Origin of the sequence: Amycolatopsis coloradensis, from assembly GCF_001953865.1 — a bacterium.
GTDB lineage: Bacteria > Actinomycetota > Actinomycetes > Mycobacteriales > Pseudonocardiaceae > Amycolatopsis > Amycolatopsis coloradensis.
On sequence record NZ_MQUQ01000041.1, the window covers coordinates 66,138 to 84,259 of the forward strand.

General features: G+C 68.9%; 21 protein-coding genes and 1 pseudogene. 12 read left to right on the plus strand and 10 right to left on the minus strand.

From position 1 onward, the window contains the following. The first annotated feature begins 31 nt into the window (after positions 1-31). From BS329_RS40690 to BS329_RS45065, 4 genes and pseudogenes are all read left to right on the plus strand, one after another. The gene (locus BS329_RS40690) at positions 32-469 is read left to right on the plus strand and encodes a GNAT family N-acetyltransferase (protein WP_076168827.1); all 438 of its coding nucleotides are present in this window, start codon (positions 32-34) and stop codon (positions 467-469) included. Between the two features lie 46 nt (positions 470-515). Then, a complete protein-coding gene (locus BS329_RS40695; protein ID WP_076168829.1) occupies positions 516-695 on the plus strand; it encodes a hypothetical protein in 180 nt (59 codons plus the stop codon). Next, complete coding sequence (locus tag BS329_RS45445) at positions 692-1,078, plus strand: nuclear transport factor 2 family protein (RefSeq protein WP_341866361.1); 387 nt, start codon at positions 692-694, stop codon at positions 1,076-1,078. The genes BS329_RS40695 and BS329_RS45445 overlap by 4 nt, the downstream gene beginning before the upstream one ends. A gap of 18 nt (positions 1,079-1,096) precedes the next feature. Beyond that, positions 1,097-1,235, plus strand: a pseudogene (locus tag BS329_RS45065) (TetR/AcrR family transcriptional regulator); the annotation flags it as partial. A gap of 115 nt (positions 1,236-1,350) precedes the next feature. Here the strand turns inward: BS329_RS45065 and BS329_RS40710 are convergent. Further along, complete coding sequence (locus tag BS329_RS40710; protein ID WP_076168830.1) at positions 1,351-1,773, minus strand: HPF/RaiA family ribosome-associated protein; 423 nt, start codon at positions 1,771-1,773, stop codon at positions 1,351-1,353. A gap of 58 nt (positions 1,774-1,831) precedes the next feature. Further along, positions 1,832-2,419 carry a TetR/AcrR family transcriptional regulator gene (locus BS329_RS40715; RefSeq protein ID WP_076168832.1) on the minus strand — a complete coding sequence of 196 codons (588 nt, stop codon included), beginning with the start codon at positions 2,417-2,419 and terminating at the stop codon, positions 1,832-1,834. A gap of 88 nt (positions 2,420-2,507) precedes the next feature. Here BS329_RS40715 and BS329_RS40720 point away from each other — a divergent pair, with 88 nt between their 5' ends. Further along, the gene (locus BS329_RS40720) at positions 2,508-2,969 is read left to right on the plus strand and encodes a nuclear transport factor 2 family protein (protein ID WP_076168833.1); all 462 of its coding nucleotides are present in this window, start codon (positions 2,508-2,510) and stop codon (positions 2,967-2,969) included. A 129-nt stretch (positions 2,970-3,098) separates the two neighbouring features. Here BS329_RS40720 and BS329_RS40725 read toward each other — a convergent pair whose 3' ends face one another. Then, the gene (locus BS329_RS40725; protein WP_076168835.1) at positions 3,099-3,515 is read right to left on the minus strand and encodes a DUF6892 domain-containing protein; all 417 of its coding nucleotides are present in this window, start codon (positions 3,513-3,515) and stop codon (positions 3,099-3,101) included. 128 nt (positions 3,516-3,643) lie between these two features. Between BS329_RS40725 and BS329_RS40730 the strand changes: the two genes are divergently transcribed. From BS329_RS40730 to BS329_RS40740, 3 genes are all read left to right on the plus strand, one after another. Continuing rightward, positions 3,644-4,318: a HEAT repeat domain-containing protein gene (locus BS329_RS40730; RefSeq protein ID WP_076168837.1), complete on the plus strand. Its 675-nt coding sequence runs from the start codon at positions 3,644-3,646 to the stop codon at positions 4,316-4,318. Next, positions 4,312-5,310: a HEAT repeat domain-containing protein gene (locus tag BS329_RS40735; protein ID WP_076168839.1), complete on the plus strand. Its 999-nt coding sequence runs from the start codon at positions 4,312-4,314 to the stop codon at positions 5,308-5,310. Before BS329_RS40730 ends, BS329_RS40735 begins: the two co-directional genes overlap by 7 nt. Positions 5,311-5,748: 438 nt before the next feature. Beyond that, the gene (locus BS329_RS40740; RefSeq protein ID WP_244197493.1) at positions 5,749-6,246 is read left to right on the plus strand and encodes a hypothetical protein; all 498 of its coding nucleotides are present in this window, start codon (positions 5,749-5,751) and stop codon (positions 6,244-6,246) included. Between the two features lie 69 nt (positions 6,247-6,315). Here the strand turns inward: BS329_RS40740 and BS329_RS40745 are convergent, their stop codons facing one another. The 4 genes from BS329_RS40745 to BS329_RS40760 all read right to left on the minus strand — a co-directional run bounded on the left by BS329_RS40745 (position 6,316) and on the right by BS329_RS40760 (position 9,473). Next, positions 6,316-6,756 (minus strand): hypothetical protein, encoded by a 441-nt coding sequence (locus tag BS329_RS40745; protein ID WP_076168842.1) that lies wholly within the window; start codon positions 6,754-6,756, stop codon positions 6,316-6,318. A 34-nt stretch (positions 6,757-6,790) separates the two neighbouring features. After that, a complete protein-coding gene (locus BS329_RS40750) occupies positions 6,791-7,558 on the minus strand; it encodes an FkbM family methyltransferase (protein ID WP_158075893.1) in 768 nt (255 codons plus the stop codon). A gap of 95 nt (positions 7,559-7,653) precedes the next feature. Next, entirely contained in the window at positions 7,654-8,310 is a 657-nt protein-coding gene (locus BS329_RS40755; protein WP_076168844.1) for a response regulator, read from the minus strand. Then, positions 8,307-9,473, minus strand: a complete 1,167-nt coding sequence (locus BS329_RS40760; protein ID WP_076168845.1) for a sensor histidine kinase — start codon at positions 9,471-9,473, stop codon at positions 8,307-8,309. The genes BS329_RS40755 and BS329_RS40760 overlap by 4 nt, the downstream gene beginning before the upstream one ends. Before the next feature lie 133 nt (positions 9,474-9,606). Here BS329_RS40760 and BS329_RS40765 point away from each other — a divergent pair, with 133 nt between their 5' ends. Further along, positions 9,607-10,731, plus strand: a complete 1,125-nt coding sequence (locus BS329_RS40765) for an alpha/beta hydrolase (protein ID WP_084750859.1) — start codon at positions 9,607-9,609, stop codon at positions 10,729-10,731. 213 nt (positions 10,732-10,944) lie between these two features. Here the strand turns inward: BS329_RS40765 and BS329_RS40770 are convergent, their stop codons facing one another. Then, positions 10,945-11,916 (minus strand): helix-turn-helix transcriptional regulator, encoded by a 972-nt coding sequence (locus BS329_RS40770; RefSeq protein WP_076168915.1) that lies wholly within the window; start codon positions 11,914-11,916, stop codon positions 10,945-10,947. A gap of 63 nt (positions 11,917-11,979) precedes the next feature. Here BS329_RS40770 and BS329_RS40775 point away from each other — a divergent pair, with 63 nt between their 5' ends. From BS329_RS40775 to BS329_RS40785, 3 genes are read left to right on the plus strand one after another with little or no spacing between them, the layout of a single operon-like run. Continuing rightward, positions 11,980-13,134 (plus strand): epoxide hydrolase family protein, encoded by a 1,155-nt coding sequence (locus tag BS329_RS40775; RefSeq protein WP_076168847.1) that lies wholly within the window; start codon positions 11,980-11,982, stop codon positions 13,132-13,134. 1 nt (position 13,135) lies between these two features. Further along, on the plus strand, positions 13,136-14,227 hold the full coding sequence (locus tag BS329_RS40780) for a winged helix DNA-binding domain-containing protein (RefSeq protein WP_076168849.1): 1,092 nt from the start codon (positions 13,136-13,138) through the stop codon (positions 14,225-14,227). Between the two features lie 36 nt (positions 14,228-14,263). Further along, a complete protein-coding gene (locus BS329_RS40785) occupies positions 14,264-14,776 on the plus strand; it encodes a GNAT family N-acetyltransferase (protein ID WP_076168851.1) in 513 nt (170 codons plus the stop codon). 41 nt (positions 14,777-14,817) lie between these two features. Here the strand turns inward: BS329_RS40785 and sbnB are convergent, their stop codons facing one another. Both sbnB and BS329_RS40795 read right to left on the minus strand, forming a co-directional pair. Beyond that, on the minus strand, positions 14,818-15,816 hold the full coding sequence (sbnB, locus tag BS329_RS40790) for a 2,3-diaminopropionate biosynthesis protein SbnB (protein ID WP_076168853.1): 999 nt from the start codon (positions 15,814-15,816) through the stop codon (positions 14,818-14,820). A 59-nt stretch (positions 15,817-15,875) separates the two neighbouring features. Then, positions 15,876-18,122, minus strand: coding sequence for a lantibiotic dehydratase (locus tag BS329_RS40795; protein WP_076168855.1), 2,247 nt, complete (start codon positions 18,120-18,122; stop codon positions 15,876-15,878).

Genomic DNA, 18,122 nt, shown 5'->3' on the forward strand with positions numbered 1-18,122 from the left:
CCGCGCCGTCCGGCTGTAATACATTCGAGCGATGACCGTGTTGCTACAGCCACTGTCGCGTGAGAACGTCCGCGCGGTGTGTGAGCTCCGTCTGGCCGAGGACCAGCACCATCTCGTCGCGCCGGCGGCCTACACCATCGCCGAGGGCAACTACGAGCCGGACGCGATACTGCGAGCCATCTACCTCGACGACAAGCCGGTCGGCGTCCTGCTTGTCGAGGTCGAGAGCGGGACCCCGCACCTGGTCCGGTTCATGGTCGACGCGGATCACCAGGGCCGCGGGATCGGCAGCCGTGCCGTCGAGCTGCTGGCGGACGAGCTGTACCAGGGCGGATGGCGCTCTCTGGAGACCAGCGTCGTACCGGTCGAGGGTGGCGGCGCCGAAGGTTTCTGGCGCCGCTGCGGGTTTCACGGCACAGAACGTACCCACTACGGCGAGCCCGTGTTCGTCCGTCCGCTGCGTCCCTGACGCCTATGTGTCGGCCTGGCCGCCGCGCGCGGGCCGGGTTGCGCAGGTGCGGAAGGATCGCCGCGCGCCGACCGTCGATCAGGTCCGCGACCTCGTCACGGGAGAGCCAGACCGCGTGTTGCCGGTAGCCGACCAGATCGGCGTCTTCGTGATCGAGATAAGTGGTGAATTCGGCGAGCAGGGTGACCATGGCCAGAACCGAACGAGTGAGCAGGAGCGGGTATGACCGACGACGTGGCCGACCAAGTGATCAAGGCTGAGCAGGATCGGATCCAGTGTCTCCTCGACGTGGATCGCGGCACCTACGACCGCTTGCACGCCGCGGAGTACCGGTTGTGCAACCCGACCGGCACCGTGTGGACGAAGGCCGAATACCTGGATCTCCTCACCACCGGCCGGGTCGCCTACCGGGAACTGGCGCTGACCGGCGACGTGGACGCCATCGTCGNNCGGACATCCCGCGGCACGAGGCCTGGCACACCGACGTCTACACCAATGCCGACGGCACGTGGCGTTGTGCCTGGTCGCAAGCCACCGGCATCATGGACCTTCCGTCGGCCGCACCCTGACCCAGCACAAGGAAGGCGCGGACCGGACTTGACGTCGTGACGTCCTTTCGCCACTGACGGCGCCTTCCACCGCGACATCGATTCCGGCACGGTCATGATGGCACTGCAGGGCATTCGGTGCGGCCCACGACCGCCCCGCTTGGCGGGCCGAGGCCGACGGTGTCATCACCCTCGTACTGGACGGGCCGCGCCGCGCGGCCAAGAACCTCGTCGGGTACGCCGATGAACGACTGGAACACGTGCGGCCGCGCCGGATCGCTCCTCACCGTGTGGATTTCGGGTCGCTGGATGACCCGAAATCCACACAGTCCCTCACGTCGCTTCGCGGTTGCGCTCCGCCTCGATCAAATCAGCGGTCTCGTCCCCGAGCACACCCACCTGCTCCGGATCCTCCGGCCCTGACATGTGACGGATACTGTCACTGCCCTTGTGGTCATGGGCGCGGCTGTGCCGGGAATCCAGCACTCGCACCAGTTTGTGTGCCGCCCCGGCGTAGGCACCGTCCACGGTGCTCGCATGGTGGGTGACCGCGACCGGTTCCTTACCGCCGGGCCGCGCTTCGATCACGCACTTCTTGTCCTCCGGCTTGCCCCCGCCGTCTTCACTGAGGTGCACCTCCACCCGGGTCAACCATCCGCCGAACCGGGACAGGCTGTTCTCCAGGTCGGCGGTCACATAGTCGGCCAGTTTCTCTCCACCGGGGATCTTGTGATCGGTGTTGACTTGGATTTGCACTGACAGCCTCCAAAACGGGACAGCGATGAACTTCGTCAGTACCACGGTGGCGATCAGCTCAAACCCCGGTGACCTCAGCGCACGAACTGCCGAGCAGTGCCGCGACAGCCTCACGCGCCTGACGCGCCGGCGCCGGGTCGCCGTTGATGCCCGCCGTCACGATGGCTCCTTCGGCGAGCAGGTAGACCGGTTCGGTCACCGTCGCCCCGGCGGCCAGCACCCAGGTCTCGATCTGCTCGCGGAACGCCCGTTTGTGTGTCCGCACTTCGGCCAGTACCGCCTCTGACGAGGGCGCGAATTCGCCATGGGCGTTGATCCAGGCACAGCCGCGAAAACCGGGTTCGGCGAACCATTCGGCGAGCCAGTCGAAGATCGACAGCACCCGCTCACGGGGATCCGCGACCTGGTCCACATAGGCCGCCAGGCTGCGCCGCCAGCGCTGGTCACGACGTCTGAGCATCGCCACCACGAGGGTTTCCTTGGTTTCGAAGAACCGGTAGATCCGCTTCAAGGAGAGGCCGGACGCCGCGCGGAGCTTGTCCATGCCGACCGCCTGGATGCCGTTCTCGTAGAAGAGATTCTCGGCGGCGTCGAGCAGGGTCTCGCGGTCCGAGCGGTTCTGCTCGTCGGTGACGGCGGCGGGCATCGGAACTCCTTGACGTCGAGAACGATCGTTCCCTACTGTAGGCGCCAGAGCGTAGAGAACGCTCGTTCTCTATCCGAGGAGGTCGAAGATGCCGGAAGAGCGCCCGCCCTGTCCGCCGTTCACCCGCGAGACGGCGCTGCGGAAAGTCCAAGCGGCCGAGGACGCCTGGAACACCCGCGACCCCCGCCGGGTGGCGTCGGCGTACACGCCGGACTCGGTATGGCGTAACCGGGATACGTTCGTCCGCGGCCGGGAGGAGATCGTCACGTTCCTGACCGGGAAGTGGGAGCGGGAACTGGACTACGCGCTGCGCAAGAACCTCTGGGCGTTCACCGAGGACCGGATCGCCGTCCGGTTCCAGTACGAATGGCACGACCACGCCGGACAGTGGTGGCGCAGCTACGGCAACGAACTGTGGGAGTTCGACGAACACGGTCTCATGAGCCGTCGTGAGGCGAGCATCAACGACGTCGCCTTCCCCGAGATCGAGCGGCGCATCCACGGCCCGCGCCCGAAGGAGGAACACGGAGCCGACTTCCCGCTCCGCTAGCTCAACTCGGCTGAGTCGCCCGGACCGCCGCGGCGACTTCGCCGCGGCGCGAGGAGGACATGCCGGGGACTTAAGGCAGTGCGCGGCGGACGCAGTAGGCGTTGCGAATTTTGGGAGGAAGCCGCCGGGTCAGAGCCAGTCTGCCTCGATGCCGCGGGCACGCAGCGTCTCGAGCGCCTCCTCGTTGCCCGTGTAGAACAACGTCATCGACTTCAGCTTCGGAAAGTGCCGCAAGTCGGCGAACTCGTCGACGTCGAACAGCCCGTCCTCGCCGTCCCAGTTCGGCGCGATCTCCAGGTAGATCTCGTTGCCGCCGTCCATCTCGATCTCGGTGATCTTCTCCGCGAGCCCGACGGGGACCTCGAGCGCCTCGAAGTAGGCCAGGGCCTCAGGTACCGCCTCGACGCTCCCGCCATCGAAGGTGAAGCCCTGCTCGGCGGCGAATGCCCGCAGGTCGAACTTCGGCAGGAGGTCCTGGACGTACATCAGTTCCTGGACGACGGCGAGTTTGAAGTTGGGATCGGCGAACGGGATCGACTGGCTCATCCCTGAACCCTATAAGCGGCGAAGGCGTCCACAGTGGATTCACCGAAAAGAGATCGGCGTCACGGCCGAAGGGCAGTTGACCTTGACACCGTGACAAGGTCTTCACTGAAGCGCAGGAGGTGGTTCCCATGAACCCGACCACGGATTCACCGAGCAGGCCGCTACTCGACGCGCTGAGCGCCGAGGACTCGTCGACACGGCTCAAAGCCGCACTGGCGGCCGGGACCCGGCCCGATCCCGGCTTCGTCGACGCGCTCGTCGCGCGCTGCGCGGTCGAGCCGGACTTCTTCGTTCGCGACATGCTCACCTGGGCCCTGACCCGCCTCCCACCGCGGGTCACGGTGCCAAGGCTCCTCGCCGAGCTTCGTTCCCAGCCTGCTCAAGCCCGGAGTCAGGCGCTGCACACGCTGTCGAAGATCGGAGACCGCGCCGCCTGGCCCGCGATAACGCCGTCCTTGCTGCACGACGCCGACGACGAGGTCGCACGCAGTGCGTGGCGCGCGGCCGTCGTCCTGGCGCCGGAGCAGGACCGAGCCGGCCTGGCCTCGGAACTGGTCACGCAGCTCGGCCGCGGCGACCGGGACAGGCGGCTGAGCCTCAGCCGCGCACTCGTCGCGCTGGGGGACGCGAGCGAGGCGGCCCTGCGGAAAGGGCTGGAGAGCCCTGACCCGATGGTGCGCGCGCACGCGCGTGCCACGGAACGGCTCCTGCGCGATCCCGACGCCGGTTTCGACGTGACGGCCGACGAGGCGAAACGGATCGTGGCGCTCGGTCCGCACCGGCCAGCAGGATCGGGATGCTGATCGGTGAGGTGGCGCGGCATTCGGGAGTGAGCACCCGGATGCTGCGTCACTACGACTCCCTCGGGCTGGTGCGGCCGACCGGGCGCACCGTCGGCGGCTACCGGGAGTATTCGACCGAGGACATCCGCCGGATCTTCCACGTGGAGTGCCTGCGGTCGCTGGGGTTATCGCTGCGCCAGATCTCGCGCGCCCTCGATGATCCGGCCTTCACACCGTCCGCGCTGGTCGGGGACCTCATCCGCCGGACCGAAGACCGCTTGAGCCGGGAGCAGGAGTTGCTCGAACGGCTTCGCACGGTCGGTGCCTCGGCGCCCTCGGACTGGGAGGACGTCTTACGCATCGTGGAACTTCTGCGGGGACTCGCTTCGCCCCATGCCGCGTACCGCCAGCAGGCCGCGCTGAATCCGGCCGACGACATTCCGGTTCCCGCCGACCTGCTCGCCGACGCGGTGCTTACCGAGTCCGATCCGAACGTCGCCGGGGCCCTGCGCTGGGCTCTCGCGCGGGCGGGTGGCGACGGCGTCGCCGGCGTGGCGGCCGGTCTGCGTTCGGAGGACGTCGACGTCCGGCAGCGCGCGGTCCTGACGATCGCCGAGATGCCCGGTAAGGAAGCGCTGGCCGCGCTCACGGAAGCGCTCGGAGACCCCGACGCGAGAGTGCGACGGCACGCCGCACTGGCCCTGGGCAGGGCTGGCACGACCGCGGCCGTTCCGACCCTCGTGGACATGGTGGTCGACGGCGCGAACGACGTCGAAGCGGCGGAAGCGCTGGGTGCCCTGGCGGAAAATCACGGGGTCGAGGAACTGATCATGGCCGCTTTGTCCGGCGAACTCGCCGCGCACCCCGCGGATTCCGCGATCCGGATTCGGGTCATCCAGGCGCTGGCGGAGCTTCCGGGACCGCTGGCACTGGGCGCCCTGCGGCAGCTGGCCGAGGACGACGATCCGGCCGTCGCCCTGATCGCCTCGGCCCTGGCCGGCCGCGATCGATGATCACTCCGGCGCGGTCTCCCGGTGGGGACGGTCACTTCGACGCGTTCCATGATCAGGGCGAACGCCATGATCAGCATCGGGGTCACCAGCACCATCCACATGAAAGATCAGGTACCCGCTCGGCCCGCGGTTCAATCCGGCGGCCGTTCGCACGTTCCCTCGGGCACCGTCGGGCGGCCGGGAATTCGCGCCGGGAGACGGCCGCCACGGCACAGGCCGGCGCGGTCAGTACCACCGCGATCCACGGCAGCGGGGTCGCGGTTCGGCCCGGTGACCCTGGCCGCCGCGGCGGGGAACGAGGTGAGGGATCCACCGAAAGCCAAGCCCCAAAAGGCGACGGCGCCATACCGCAGCACCGGCCCCGGTGGCGCGGCTTGAACGAAGTACACCAGGAGGTGGGCCGCTTATAGTGACCGCGTGTACTCCCCCATCCCCATCTTGAACGAGCTGAAGGACTTCTACGACTCGGCTCGCGACTTCATCGCCGACGGCTTCGAGCTGTACGACTACGACGACAAGGAACGCCACTTCCCCAAGGAGCTGGACGACCCGGAGTTCCTTTCCCGGTTGATTCCCTTCGCCCAGGCGAACGGGAGTGGCTCGATGTACGCGATCTGGCGATCCTCCGACGAGACGGACCTCGCCCTGCTGCCTGTCGTGGCCTTCGGCGACGAAGGCGGTGAACACGTCGTCGCCCGCGACTTCCAGGATTTCCTGCGGCTGCTGGGCTACGACGCCGAGATCATGGTCGACCACGACTCGGCTTACTACTTCCGCGAGGAAGACGACGGCCACAGCGGCTCGCACGAAGAGTTCGTCGAGTGGCTCCGGAAACGTGGCCTGGCACCGGCCGAGGATCCGGACGCCGTCGTGGCCGCCGCTCAGGAGGTCCACGGGGAGCGGTTCCGGGCGTGGATCACGAGACGGCGAGGATGACCGCTTCCGCTTCGTTCTCTCCGGCTTCCGGCAGCGGAATCCGCAGAAACGGGAGCTTCGGTGACCCGGTCAGCGACGGCCGGCGGCCAGGATGACGAGGAACTGGCCGCCACCCGGCTCGATGGCGGCGGTCACCGGCAGCCCTGGCACCAACCGGGAGAACCGGTCCACCAGCCAGTCCGCCGCCTCTTGCGCGTCCTGCTTCGTCGGGCACCGGGCCACCATCTCGCGGCCTCCCTTGCGCTCCAGCCTCCCGGCGACGGTGATCAGCGGCGCGGGTTCGACCACGTGCAGGCGGTCCGGCCAGGAGATGACCACCTTGACCGCGCCCTTGCGGGTGTTGCAACCGCGATGCGCGAGCCGCTCGGGGATCTTGGCCTTCCGGTCGGCGGTCCGGCTGTCGACACTCGGCCCTCGCGGGTCGTTCACCGACATGTCGGCGTCGACCGGTTCGTCGCACACCCAGCATCGCCAGCCGTCGCGTTCGGCCACATCATCGAGGAGACTCACACGGGGCAACCTAGCCTGCCCCTCCACCCGTTGCTCACGCGGTTCGTGAAGTGCTCGGTGGCCGAAAGAGATAGTTGTTCGCGTGCGAGCACACTCTGTCGGCCGCCTGCCACCCGTGCTTCCAGGCGTACATGGCGTAGCCGCGGCACTTCAGCCACTCCACCACGTCGTCCGGGGAATACTCGTATCGCGCGGTGTGCCGCGCCTCTATTTCGATGAGCATCGTCGGCAGAAACGTCCCGACGGTCCGCTCTCCACCGTGCAGGACATGGAGTTCTCCTCCTTCGACATCGATCTTGACGAAGTCGAGGCGGGCCAGGCCGGCACAGAGCCCATCGAGGGTCTCCACGTCGACGAGCATGTCGACGTGGTCGCGGTATTCCGCGTTGGAGCCCAGACCATGGGTCTTCCAAGCGAGAAAGGACCGGCTGGTAGCCGGTCCGTAGGGACCGAAGGGCACCCTCATCGTCGCCCGGCCAGGCTCGGCGCCCAGTGCCACGGCGTGGTGACGGACGTTCGGGCGCCCCCGTGCCGCCAGCACACGGGACCACACCGGATGGGAGAAGGACAGCGGTTCGACGGTGTGCACCAGCCCCGCGGGCCCGGCCAGATGGGACAGCGCCTGGCTGTACAGCCCGGCAGCCGAACCCACGTCCACACATACGTCGCCCGCTCGGACCAGACCGGGTAGCGTCTGCAATTCGGTGTCCAGCCAGGACGTCCGGCGGGCGAGCAGGTTGGCGATGCCGATCGTCAGACTCGGCCGGTCCAGGCGGGGCAAGGAACTCTTCACGTTGATCACCCGACAAGGGTGCTGTACGCGGGTGTCCCTGGGCATCGGCCTGACGACCACACCGGACGGGACGGCAGGTATCCCGTGGGCGTACGTCCACGGGATCACGGCGGTGGCGTCACCAGGCCCATCTCGTAGGCGATGATGACGAGATGCACGCGATCGCGGGCGTCGAGTTTGGTGAACAGGCGCGCCACGTGTGCCTTGGCGGTGGCCACGCTGATGTACAGCTCGGCCGAGATCTCGTTGTTGGACCTGCCGCGGCCGACCAGTGTCAGCACTTCGCGCTCCCGTTCGGTGATGCCGTCGGTCCGTCGGCGGGCAGGCGCCGGCTCGGGACGGGCGGCGAACTCCGCGATCAGGCGGCGGGTGACGGCAGGCGCGATCAGCGCGTCACCGGCGGCGACCACGCGGATCGCGGCGAGGATGTCCTCCAGCGCCATGTCCTTGACGAGGAAGCCACTGGCGCCTGCCCGGAGCGCCGCGTACACGTATTCGTCCTCGTCGAAGGTGGTGAGCACGAGAACACGTGGCGGTTCCGAGGCCGTGATCACCTGCCGGGTGGCTTCGATACCGTCCATGTTCGGCATCCGGATGTCCATCACCACCACGTCCGGCCGCGTGGCCCGGACCACTCGCACCGTCTCGGCCCCGGTTCCGGCCTCACCGACCACGGCGATGTCGTCGGTGTCGGCGATGAGGACTCGCAGACCGCTGCGGATCAGTGGCTGGTCGTCGGCGAGGACGACCCGGACCGTCACCTGTTCCCTGCCGGTATCGGAATCCGGGCCGCGACGCGGAATCCACCTTCGGGGCGGCGTCCGGCGGTGAACTCTCCCCGCAGCAGCGTCGCCCGTTCGCGCATCCCTGGGATGCCGTACCCGGTGCCCTCGGCACTGTTCTGCCCGTCGTCGGTCACCTCGATGAACAACTCCTTGTCCCGTTGGTCGACGACCACCTCGCACCGGCGGACGCCGGCGTGCCGGATCACGTTGGTGACCGCCTCCTGGACGATGCGGAACGCGGACAGGTCGATGTCCGGCGAGAGTGGCTGACGGCCACCACGCCGGTGAACATCCACCCGCACTCCGGCGTCGAGTGATCGTGCGGCCAGGCCGTCGAGGTCGGCGAGACCCGGCGCGGGGTCCAGCGGTGCGGTGCCCGGTCCGACGTCGGCGCGGCGGAGCGTGCCGAGCATCCGGCGCAGCCCCGCCAGTGTGTCCCGGCTGGTTTCCTCGATCGCGCGCAGGGCGTCGCGAGCCTCCGACGGCTGGGTGTCGATGACCCGGCTGCCCATGCCTGCCTGAAAGGCGATGACGCCGATGCTGTGCGCGACCATGTCGTGCACCTCACGGGAGATCCGCAGCCGCTCCGCCTGAACGGCACGGAACTCGGCCTGCGCCCGCTGCGCCTCGCGGAACCGCCGACGCTGACCGATCATGGTCCCGATCGCCCAGACAGTGACGATCGCGAGGACGTACGGGATAACGGCGGTTTCGAGATCGCCGGGCCAGAGTTCGGCAGTCGCGGCCACCCCGAGTTGGACCACGAGCGCGAGGACCGCGGCCGTGACCGAGACCCCCGGGCGCCGGGTGGCCGCGATACAGCCGACGGCGAGATCCACGGTCACGACCTGCAAGTACCGGATGGACTGGTGCAACCCCGACGCGCTCGGAGACGGCAGAGGCAGCAGCTCCACCGCAATCGCCTCGGCGAGCAGCACACCCAATGCCACCAGTGGTCGGCGCCGCAGGGCACCGAAAGGCAAGAGCATGGCCAGAAGTGGCAGAACGGTGAACGGGCCACCGAGCGCGATCCAGAGGTACAGGACGAGTGGCGACAGTACGAGACCGGCCCACGACAGAACCGTCCAGACTCTCACCGGCACTCGTCTGACCAGCGAAAGTCCGGGAGTAGCTGCCATGCGGTGATCATAGCCAGCAGATCGGCGGCCGGGCATCGACTCGTGGGCGTACTCCCACGGGCTACCCGCGGCCTCGCGCATTGTGATCGACGGGCCGATTCCGGGGAAACGGGGAATCGACACTGTTTTCCGGGTGAACGCACTCAACAGAAGACTCGTCACGGCGCTCACCGCCGTCTCCGTGACGATGACACCCACGCTCCTCGCCGCGCCGAAGGCCGTGCGGATCACGCCACCGGCGGGAACGGCTGCGTGGCTTGCCGACAGCCGCCGTCTTCCGGACCCGTTGCGGACGGATCCCGTTGCGGTGCACCGTTTCCTGGCCGCCGTCAGCGAAGCCGAGCAGCGTGGGCTGGTGAGCGAGTACCCGGGAGTGGTGGGGGCGCTTGATGGCGCTCCCCCGGCGATGCGGTACGCGGCGAACGACCAGGCGATGACAGCGGCCGGTTCGCCGTTCAGTGAGCGGAACGGGCAGTTCCTGCTGTTCGACCCGCGCGGCGACGGCCTGGTGGCGCAAGTGTTCGGAGACCTGTCGGCGGCCGACCGGATCGCTGTCCTGGTGCCCGGCGCGGCCAATCGTGCGGACAACTTCTGGACCGGCGTGGGCGGCGAACGCCACCGGGCACCCGCCGTACAAGCGGCCGACCTGCGCGAAGCGGCTGCCAGGTACGGCACGACCGACAAGGACCGGTTCGCGGTGGTCGCCTGGCTCGGCTACGACACCCCGGACGGAGTCGACGTGTCCGCGGCGCGTGAGGATCTGGCGCGGACAGGTGCCGTGGCGCTGAACCGGTTCGTGGCCGGACTCTCCGCTGTCCGTCCACAAGCGACGATCGCGCTGTTGGGGCACAGCTACGGGTCGACGGTGATCGGACTCGCCGCGCCCGCGTTCCCGCCGCGGGTGACCGACATCGCCGTGTTCGGCAGCCCGGGGATGGGCGTGAACACCGTGGCGCAGCTGGGTACGACGGCGCGCGTCTGGGCGGGCCAGTCCAGTGGCGACTGGGTCCGGCGGGTTCCCGGCGTGCGTTTGTTCGGGCTCGGCCACGGCACCAAGCCCACCGACCCCGCCTTCGATGCCCGCGTGTTCGGTACCTCGGACGTGGCCGACCATGACCATTACCTGAGCCCTGGAACGGATTCGCTGGCCAACCTGGCCAGCATCGCCGTGAAAGGCCTCGTTGCCTACGCTCAGGGTCAATGCCGGGAACGTAAGGTTCAGCGCCTGAGGCTTATGACTGTCCATAAAGGACACTAGATGAGATGGCTTGTTTGATCTTTCATCGGTTGTCCGAGTTTTCCAGTGTAGCCAAGTCAGAAACACACTCATCCGGGCCCCTCGGCTCTGTCCATCCGGGAGGCGACAGTCGGGCAAGGGCTTCAGTCGTTCGGAGCCGTGCGGACTTCTTGTCCCAGTTCCGACTCGCCGACTTCCTCGATGAAGGTTTATTTTCCGACCGCATGGTCGGATTCAGCACGAATGGTCCGCCTCGATCGCGGCCAGACAACGTTCCGCCTGCCGCCGGAGCGCGACGGCGAGTTCCGGCGGACCGTTGAGGAGGGTGAAATCGGTCTGCACCGAGGTGATCATCCAGACCAGGTCGGCCGGAGTCCCGGCGCCGAGGTGCAGCAGGCAAGCGTGCTCGTCGACGGCTTCGACGACACCCATTCCCGGCCACACCCGGTCGGCCACGGCGTCGGCCGATTCGTGCAGGCGGACCGTCGCCTGGCTCGGCCAGGTACGCGCGGAAAGCTGATGCGCCAGATAGGTCGCGACGTCGTCGTACGGCGGCTCGCGGGGCGCGAACCGGGGGCCCGCCGGCGTGCGCGGGGTGAGGCGGTCCACGCGGAAGGTGCGCCAGTCGTCGCGATCGATGTCGAAAGCGACGAGGTACCAGTGCCTGCCGAAGTTGACCAGGTGGTACGGCTCGGCGTCCCGTCGGGAAGCGCCGCCGCGCGGGCTGAGGTAATCGAAACGCAGCCGTTCGTGGCGACGACAGGCTTCCGCGATGGTCATCAGCGCGTCCGCCGAGACCCGCGGGCCGGGCGCCACCCCGGCGCGCACGGTCGCGGTCTGCATCGTGTTCACCCGACGGCGCAGCCGTGACGGCAGCACCTGCTCCAGTTTGGTGAGCGCGCGCAACGCGGTTTCCTCGATGCCGGTGACCGAACTGCCGGTGGCGGTGCGCAGCCCGACGGCCACCGCGACGGCTTCGTCGTCGTCCAGCAGCAGCGGCGGCAGGGCCGCGCCCGCGCCGAGCCGGTAGCCGGGCGTGCCCTGCAGCGCGTGCACCGGATAGCCGAGTTCCCGCAGCCGCTCGACATCCCGCCGCACGGTCCGGGTGGTGACGCCGAGACGTTCGGCCAGGTCGGTGCCCGGCCAGTCGCGGTGGGTCTGCAACAGCGAGAGGAGTTTCAGCAGCCGTGCCGACGTTTCCAGCATGGGTTCCATCTTGCCCGACGGTTAGGACCGAACCTGTCCTAACCTGCTTCTAGCGTGGTTCCCATGACACAGGACATCCGCCCCTTCTCGATCGACATCCCGCAGGCCGAGCTCGACGACCTCGCCGCGCGGCTGGCCGCCACCCGGTGGCCCGGCGAGCTACCGGGAGTCGGCTGGACCCGGGGCGTGCCCGTCGGCTACCTCACCGGACTCGCCGAGTACTGGCGCGACGGATTCGACTGGCGGGCACAGGAAGCCGCGCTCAACGCCCACCCGCAGTTCGTCACCGCCATCGACGGTCAGCGCCTGCACTTCCTGCACGTGCGCTCTCCCGAGCCGGACGCCACTCCCCTGGTCCTGCTGCACGGCTGGCCGGGCGGGGTGACCGACTTCCTCGACGTGATCGGGCCGCTCTCGGACCCGAGATCGCACGGCGGCGACCCGGCCGACGCCTTCCATCTGGTGATCCCGTCCCTGCCGGGGTTCGGTTTCTCGACGCCGCTGGCCGGCCCGGGCATGAACGCCGCGAAGATGGCCGGCCTCTTCGTCCGGCTGATGGCCGCGCTCGGTTACGAGCGGTACGGCGTGCAGGGCTACGACACCGGCTCCTGGGTCGGGCCGGAGATCGGCAAGCAGGATCCGGAGCACGTGCTCGGGGTGCACCTCAACGCGATGATTTCGTTCCCGATCGGGGCCGAAGGCGAACTGGACGACCTTTCCGAGGCTGACCAGCGTCGCTGGGACTCGATGCGGAACTTCAACGACGGCTACTTGCAGTGCAACTCCAAACGCCCGCAGACGGTGGCCTACGGCCTGCACGACTCGCCCGCCGGTCAGCTCGCGTGGATCGTGGAGAAATTCAAAGAACTCACCATGCCGGAAGACGCCCTGCCCGAGCAGTGCGTGGATCGCGACCGCATGCTCACCACCGTCTCGCTGTACTGGTTCACCGGCACGGCCGGTTCGGCGGCACAGCTCTACTACGAGGAGATCTCGGCGAGCGACTGGGATTCCGGCGGCTGGGGCGCCGCGGTGACACCGACCGTGCCCACCGGGGTGCTCGTGTCCGCACACGATGTGACCGTCCGCCGCTGGGCCGAGCGCGACCACCACGTCGTGCACTGGACCGAACTCGGCCACGGCGGGCATTTCCTCGCCATGGAAGCACCGGACGCGCTGGTCGGCGATGTCCGCGTGTTCTTCCGGAAGGTGCGCTGAGATGGGCGCCCGCGGGACCGCGGTGCTGAGCCCGCGGGCGCTCGGCCGCGCCCTCCTCGGCAGGCAACTACTGCTCGACCGCGCCGATCTCGGCGTGGCCGCGGCGACCGAGCACCTCTTCGGCCTCAACGCGCAGGACCCGGAGCTGCCGTACCTCGCGCTCTGGAACCGGCTCGAACGGTTCGCCATCGAGGATCTCACCGTCGCCATCGAGAACGGCGTCCTCGTGCGGTCGACAATGATGCGGGCCACCCAGCACCTGATGTCGGCGGCGGACTTCCGGCTCATCCGGCCGGTGCTGGCGCCGCTGCTGCGGCGGGTGCAGCGCAACGCCTTCGGCGGCCGCACCGCCGGGGTCGACCTCGACGCGCTCGTCACCGACGCGGCCGGACTGCTCACCGACGGCGCCGCACTCACCCGCCCCGAACTCGGGCGCGCGCTCGCCAGTACCCGGCCGGACACCGATCCGAACGCGCTCGGCTGGACCGTGCAATACCTGCTCCCCGTGGTGCACCCGGCGCCGAGCGGAACGTGGGGCAACCGCGGCGCGACCCCGTTCGCCGCCTTTCCCGGCGTGCCCGAGTCCGCCACCGCCGAGGACGTGGGCGAAATGGTCCGTCGCTACCTGGCCGCGTTCGGTCCGGCCACCGTCGCCGACGCGCGGAGCTGGTCCGGGGTGGGAGGACTGCGTGAGGTCTTCGAGCGGCTCCGGCCGGAACTGCGCACCTACACCGACGAATCGGGCCGTGAGCTGTTCGACCTGCCGGACCGCGAACTGCCGCCGGCGGAGCTGCCCGTGCCCGTCCGGCTGCTCCCGGAGTTCGACGCGACGCTGCTCGCGCACGCCGACCGGACCCGGGTGATGACCGAGGAGATCCGGCGTCAGGTCTGTCAGGGCGCGGCGGTCGCCGCTACCGTGCTCGTCGACGGAACGGTGGCGGCGACCTGGACGAAGGACCGGACGGGCGCACTCACCGTGGTGCCCTTGCGCCCGATCGCCACCGCCGATCGTGCCGCGATCGAAGCGGAAGCTTTGCGGCTGCTCGCTTTCGCGGCTCCAGGCGTCGATCACACCGTCCACTTCCACTGGTAGAACGGTGCCGCGACCTTGACTCCGAAAGGAAACGACATGCGCCAGGCCCGCGTCTCCGACCACGGCGCGATCGTGCGCCGCGTGCAGCAGTGGTGGGGCGACTCACGCACCCCCGAGCAGGCTCGCGAGCTTTCGCTCCTGCTCCCCAAACTGTTCTTGCAGTTCTTTTCCAGCACCAGCCTGGTCCTGGAGGACGAGGACGGCATCAGGGCGTTCCTTGTCGGTTTCTACTCCGCCGACAACGACGTCGAGGCGTACATCCATTTCGTGGGTGTGGACCCGAAGCTTCGCGGGCAGGGCGCGGCTCGACGTCTGTACACGACCTTCTTCCAGCGCGCCGCCGAGGCGGGACGCACGGAAGTGCGGGCGATCACCTCGCCGGGTAACACCGGTTCCATCGCCTTTCACCGCGCGATGGGATTCACGCTCGAAACCGGCGACCGGGTGATCGATGGTCTGCCCGTGCACACCGACTACGACGGCGCCGGGCACGATCGAGTGTGCTTCCACCGGAAGATCGCCGAGCGACGCCCTGTCAAGGTCAGATGAACTCGGGGATCCTCACGCCGGGACAATAGCCTGCCGATCTCTCAGGCGGACACGGTGCCGAGGAAGTCGGGAACGCGGGTACCGAGGCCGAGTTCGCGGGCGCGCCGGTGGACGAGGTCCGCGAGGGCGAGGTCCAGCGCGCCGAGGCCGAAGGGCGAGAAGACGGTGAGGGCGTCGGTGTTCGGTGAGCGCTGACCGTCGGCGAGGAGAAGTTCACCGAGCGAGTGGGCGATGAAGTCGCGATGACCTGCCTGCCGCTCCGCGAGGTGCAGTGACGTCGCGGCCCGGCAGACGTGGTCGGCGTCGTCGACGACGTTGACGCTGGAAAGGATCGTTTCCGGGGTGAGGTCGCGCAGGGACAGGTGCAGGATCAGGGACCCAGGCCGGCAGCGCGAGGCGTCCAGGTGCGGGACCGTGGCGCTGGTCGCCAGGCACACCAACGGGTGTGCGGCGACAGCGTCTTCGATCCTGGCGACGACGTCGACCTTCGTGTCCGGCCACCGGGCGGCGCACCGGTCCGCGAAGGCGCTCGCCCGGGCCTGGTCGAGGTCGAACAGGGTGACCGAGTCCCATTCCGGGTACAGCGTCCGCAGGAACGTCAGCACCTCGAAGTTGATCACGCCGCAGCCGACGAGGGAAACCCCGGAGCCGGAGGTGCCGAGAGTGGCGGCGGCGACCGCCGCGCTCGCCGCGGTGCGCCGCGCCGAGATGGTCGCGCCCTCGATGAACACCTCGGGATGGCCGGTTCTCATCGAGTTGAGGATGATCGCCGCCGACGCCCGGTCCAGCCCTTCGGCCACGTTGCCGGGAAAGGACGACACCCATTTGACACCGGCGACCGGCGCCTCGGGGGTGTCCAGGAAGGCGGGCAGCGCGATGATCCGGTTGCGTTCGTCGCCGGGAAAGCGCAGGAACACCGAGTGTGGCACGGCCGTCCGGCCTTGGGCGTGCAGGACGTAAGCGGCACGCACGGCGGCCAGGACCTCGTGCTCCGCACCGTCGAGAACCCGCCGAACGTCACCATGGGACAGGATCAGCATGCCACCAAGACTGCCGGGCGGCGAACGTCTTTCGCAGGGAAGAACACGCAGACAAACGGCTATTCCGCGCGCACGGCGACGAAGCGTAGTTCGGCGCTGTAGCGATTTCCCGCGTCGTCGGTCAGCCAGGCCTGCTCCGGCGTCGGCAGCATCTCCGTGATCAGCAGCCGTCCGGCCGGATCCTGACGCTCCAGCCGCCGCACTGCCTTCGCGAAAATGTTCACGTACACCGGAGCGTCGAAGTCCACATAGAACGGACGAGGTTCCTCAGGCGACACCACGAACACGAAACGCGGCAACCCCAGGGCATTCCGCCATCGACGACCACGGACGAACCGCCTCGCCTCCGACTTCTCGGCCACGAAAGCCATCTCCCCCACTGGAATCGACCACGACTCCCGCGCCACCACCAACCGATCCACCGTCACCCGAGGCGAATGGTCCGCGTCCGGCATGATCCGGAACAGGTCCATCGCCAGTGTGGTCAGCACGTGCCCGAACACGTCGAGCACGTCGAATTCCGCGTGGTCGGGCAACACCGCCACCAGCCGGTCGCCCCGCGCCTCGACCCGGACGTCGGCGCTCAGCACCGTCCGCCCGCGCTTCGGGTCGACCGTGTGGTCCACCAGTGCCACATAGTAGTCCTCCGGCCGGTCCAAGGAATAGCGGATCCGGGCGGACAGCCGGGACCGGTGTTCCTTGGGCAGCATGGGCAGCAGGCGCGGGCCGGGGAAGTCGGCTTCGGTCTCGGCGAGCAGCTCGTCGCGCGCAGGGTGCTGGTTGACGAACAGTGAGGCACCGAGGGTGTTCGACGCGACGTGCAGCTCTCCGAGCACCATCCCGGCGTCGTCACCGGTGACGACGAAGACGTCCGGGCTGAGGTAGCGGGCCATGCCCCACCCCGGGACCGTCTCGCCGAACGCGTCCCGCACGCGGTCCGCTATGTCCACACTGGACACTCGGACCCGGCGGGCGTCGGCTGGGGCGTCGAGGATCCGCGACCATCGGCAGGACAGCTCATGGCGGAGTGCCGCGGCCTCGGTCACCGCCGAACCGTGCAGGATCGGCATGCACGCGAACCAGAACGCGGCGAGGTCGACGGGTCCGGTGGCCGCCAGATCGGTGTGGACTCGCCGGGCGTGGCTCAAAACCGCGTCGGCGAGCCTGGAGGTCAGCCAGGTCGCGCTGGTCAGCAGCAGGTCCAGCGGGGCGAGGTCGGCCAGCATGTCGGTGCCGAGCCGGGTCCGCGCCGCGCGGACACAGTCGGAATAGACCAGACCGCGGCAGGGGGCGGTGTTCGTGTTCTTGGCACGGGTGGCCGCCGTGCCGGTCAACGTCGTGAAACCGGTCTCCAGCGCGCCCAGTTCGGCAGGCAGGTCCCCCGACGTCGCCGCCCGGACCCGATCGCGGCCGCGCTCCAGCTCGGCCAACCGGGCGAGCCAGTGCTCCCGGAGTTCGGCGTCACCGACGGCCGCCAGCCAGAACCGCAGATACCGCTCGGGACGCGCGCTCGCCGGGATGTCCAGCCGCCAGACGACCCACCGGCGCCGCACCAGCTCCGCCACCGCGGCGGCCACGTCGACGCCGGGCCCCAGGTCCTGTTGGATCGCCTGTGCGGTACGGACGCCGTCACACTGGTCGAGAACGCGAAGGAGTTCCCTCGGAATCTCCTGTGGCGCCCGTCCGGGGAGGTACGCCAGGCCATCGGCCACCCGGACGAACGGCACCCGGCGCGGCGCCACCCAGTTCAGCGACCGCGGATCAGCGCTGATGGTGCGGGCGACCGCGTCGACCGCCCAGCCGGCGAAGTAGACGTTCGAAGCCATGACCAAACCGGAACCGGGTTCGATCTCGACACCGGAGACCGACTCGTCCCACCGCCCCCAGCCCACGGGGCCGAAAAACCCGATCGTGTCGTTCTTCACGCAGAACCGTTGCCAGTACTGCGCCACCAGCTCCTCACGCTGTCGCGGTTTGCTGGTCCGGCCCGCCACCGACGGCTCCCACGCCAGGAAGGATTCGACACCGGTCCGCCAGATCGTGGAATTCTGCCACTCGACCGCGGCCCGGAACCCGGGTGAGGACGCGATCGCCTGGAGTTCGACGGCGGTTTCCACGGCCGAGGCGGCGAACTGCTTGTCGAACACGTCCCACGCCTGCCCGTACAGCCGCGTGCCCGCGTCGAACTGGTCCGCGGCGGCCGCCAGCCCGGCCGGCGCCAACCGCAGGACACCCGCGGCGGGGAAACCCGCGCCCCGGACCGCGAACTGGTCCCACAGCCGCCACTTTTCGTTCAACCACACCAT

Coding starts and splice junctions, on each gene's coding strand:
- BS329_RS40690 (WP_076168827.1), top strand. CDS start 32: ATGACCGTGTTGCTACAGCCACTGTCGCGTGAGAACGTCCGCGCGGTG.
- BS329_RS40715 (WP_076168832.1), bottom strand. CDS start 2,419: ATGCCCGCCGCCGTCACCGACGAGCAGAACCGCTCGGACCGCGAGACC.
- BS329_RS40720 (WP_076168833.1), top strand. CDS start 2,508: ATGCCGGAAGAGCGCCCGCCCTGTCCGCCGTTCACCCGCGAGACGGCG.
- BS329_RS40725 (WP_076168835.1), bottom strand. CDS start 3,515: ATGAGCCAGTCGATCCCGTTCGCCGATCCCAACTTCAAACTCGCCGTC.
- BS329_RS40730 (WP_076168837.1), top strand. CDS start 3,644: ATGAACCCGACCACGGATTCACCGAGCAGGCCGCTACTCGACGCGCTG.
- BS329_RS40735 (WP_076168839.1), top strand. CDS start 4,312: ATGCTGATCGGTGAGGTGGCGCGGCATTCGGGAGTGAGCACCCGGATG.
- BS329_RS40760 (WP_076168845.1), bottom strand. CDS start 9,473: ATGGCAGCTACTCCCGGACTTTCGCTGGTCAGACGAGTGCCGGTGAGA.
- BS329_RS40770 (WP_076168915.1), bottom strand. CDS start 11,916: ATGCTGGAAACGTCGGCACGGCTGCTGAAACTCCTCTCGCTGTTGCAG.
- BS329_RS40775 (WP_076168847.1), top strand. CDS start 11,980: ATGACACAGGACATCCGCCCCTTCTCGATCGACATCCCGCAGGCCGAG.
- BS329_RS40780 (WP_076168849.1), top strand. CDS start 13,136: ATGGGCGCCCGCGGGACCGCGGTGCTGAGCCCGCGGGCGCTCGGCCGC.
- BS329_RS40785 (WP_076168851.1), top strand. CDS start 14,264: ATGCGCCAGGCCCGCGTCTCCGACCACGGCGCGATCGTGCGCCGCGTG.
- sbnB (WP_076168853.1), bottom strand. CDS start 15,816: ATGCTGATCCTGTCCCATGGTGACGTTCGGCGGGTTCTCGACGGTGCG.
- BS329_RS40795 (WP_076168855.1), bottom strand. CDS start 18,122: ATGGTGTGGTTGAACGAAAAGTGGCGGCTGTGGGACCAGTTCGCGGTC.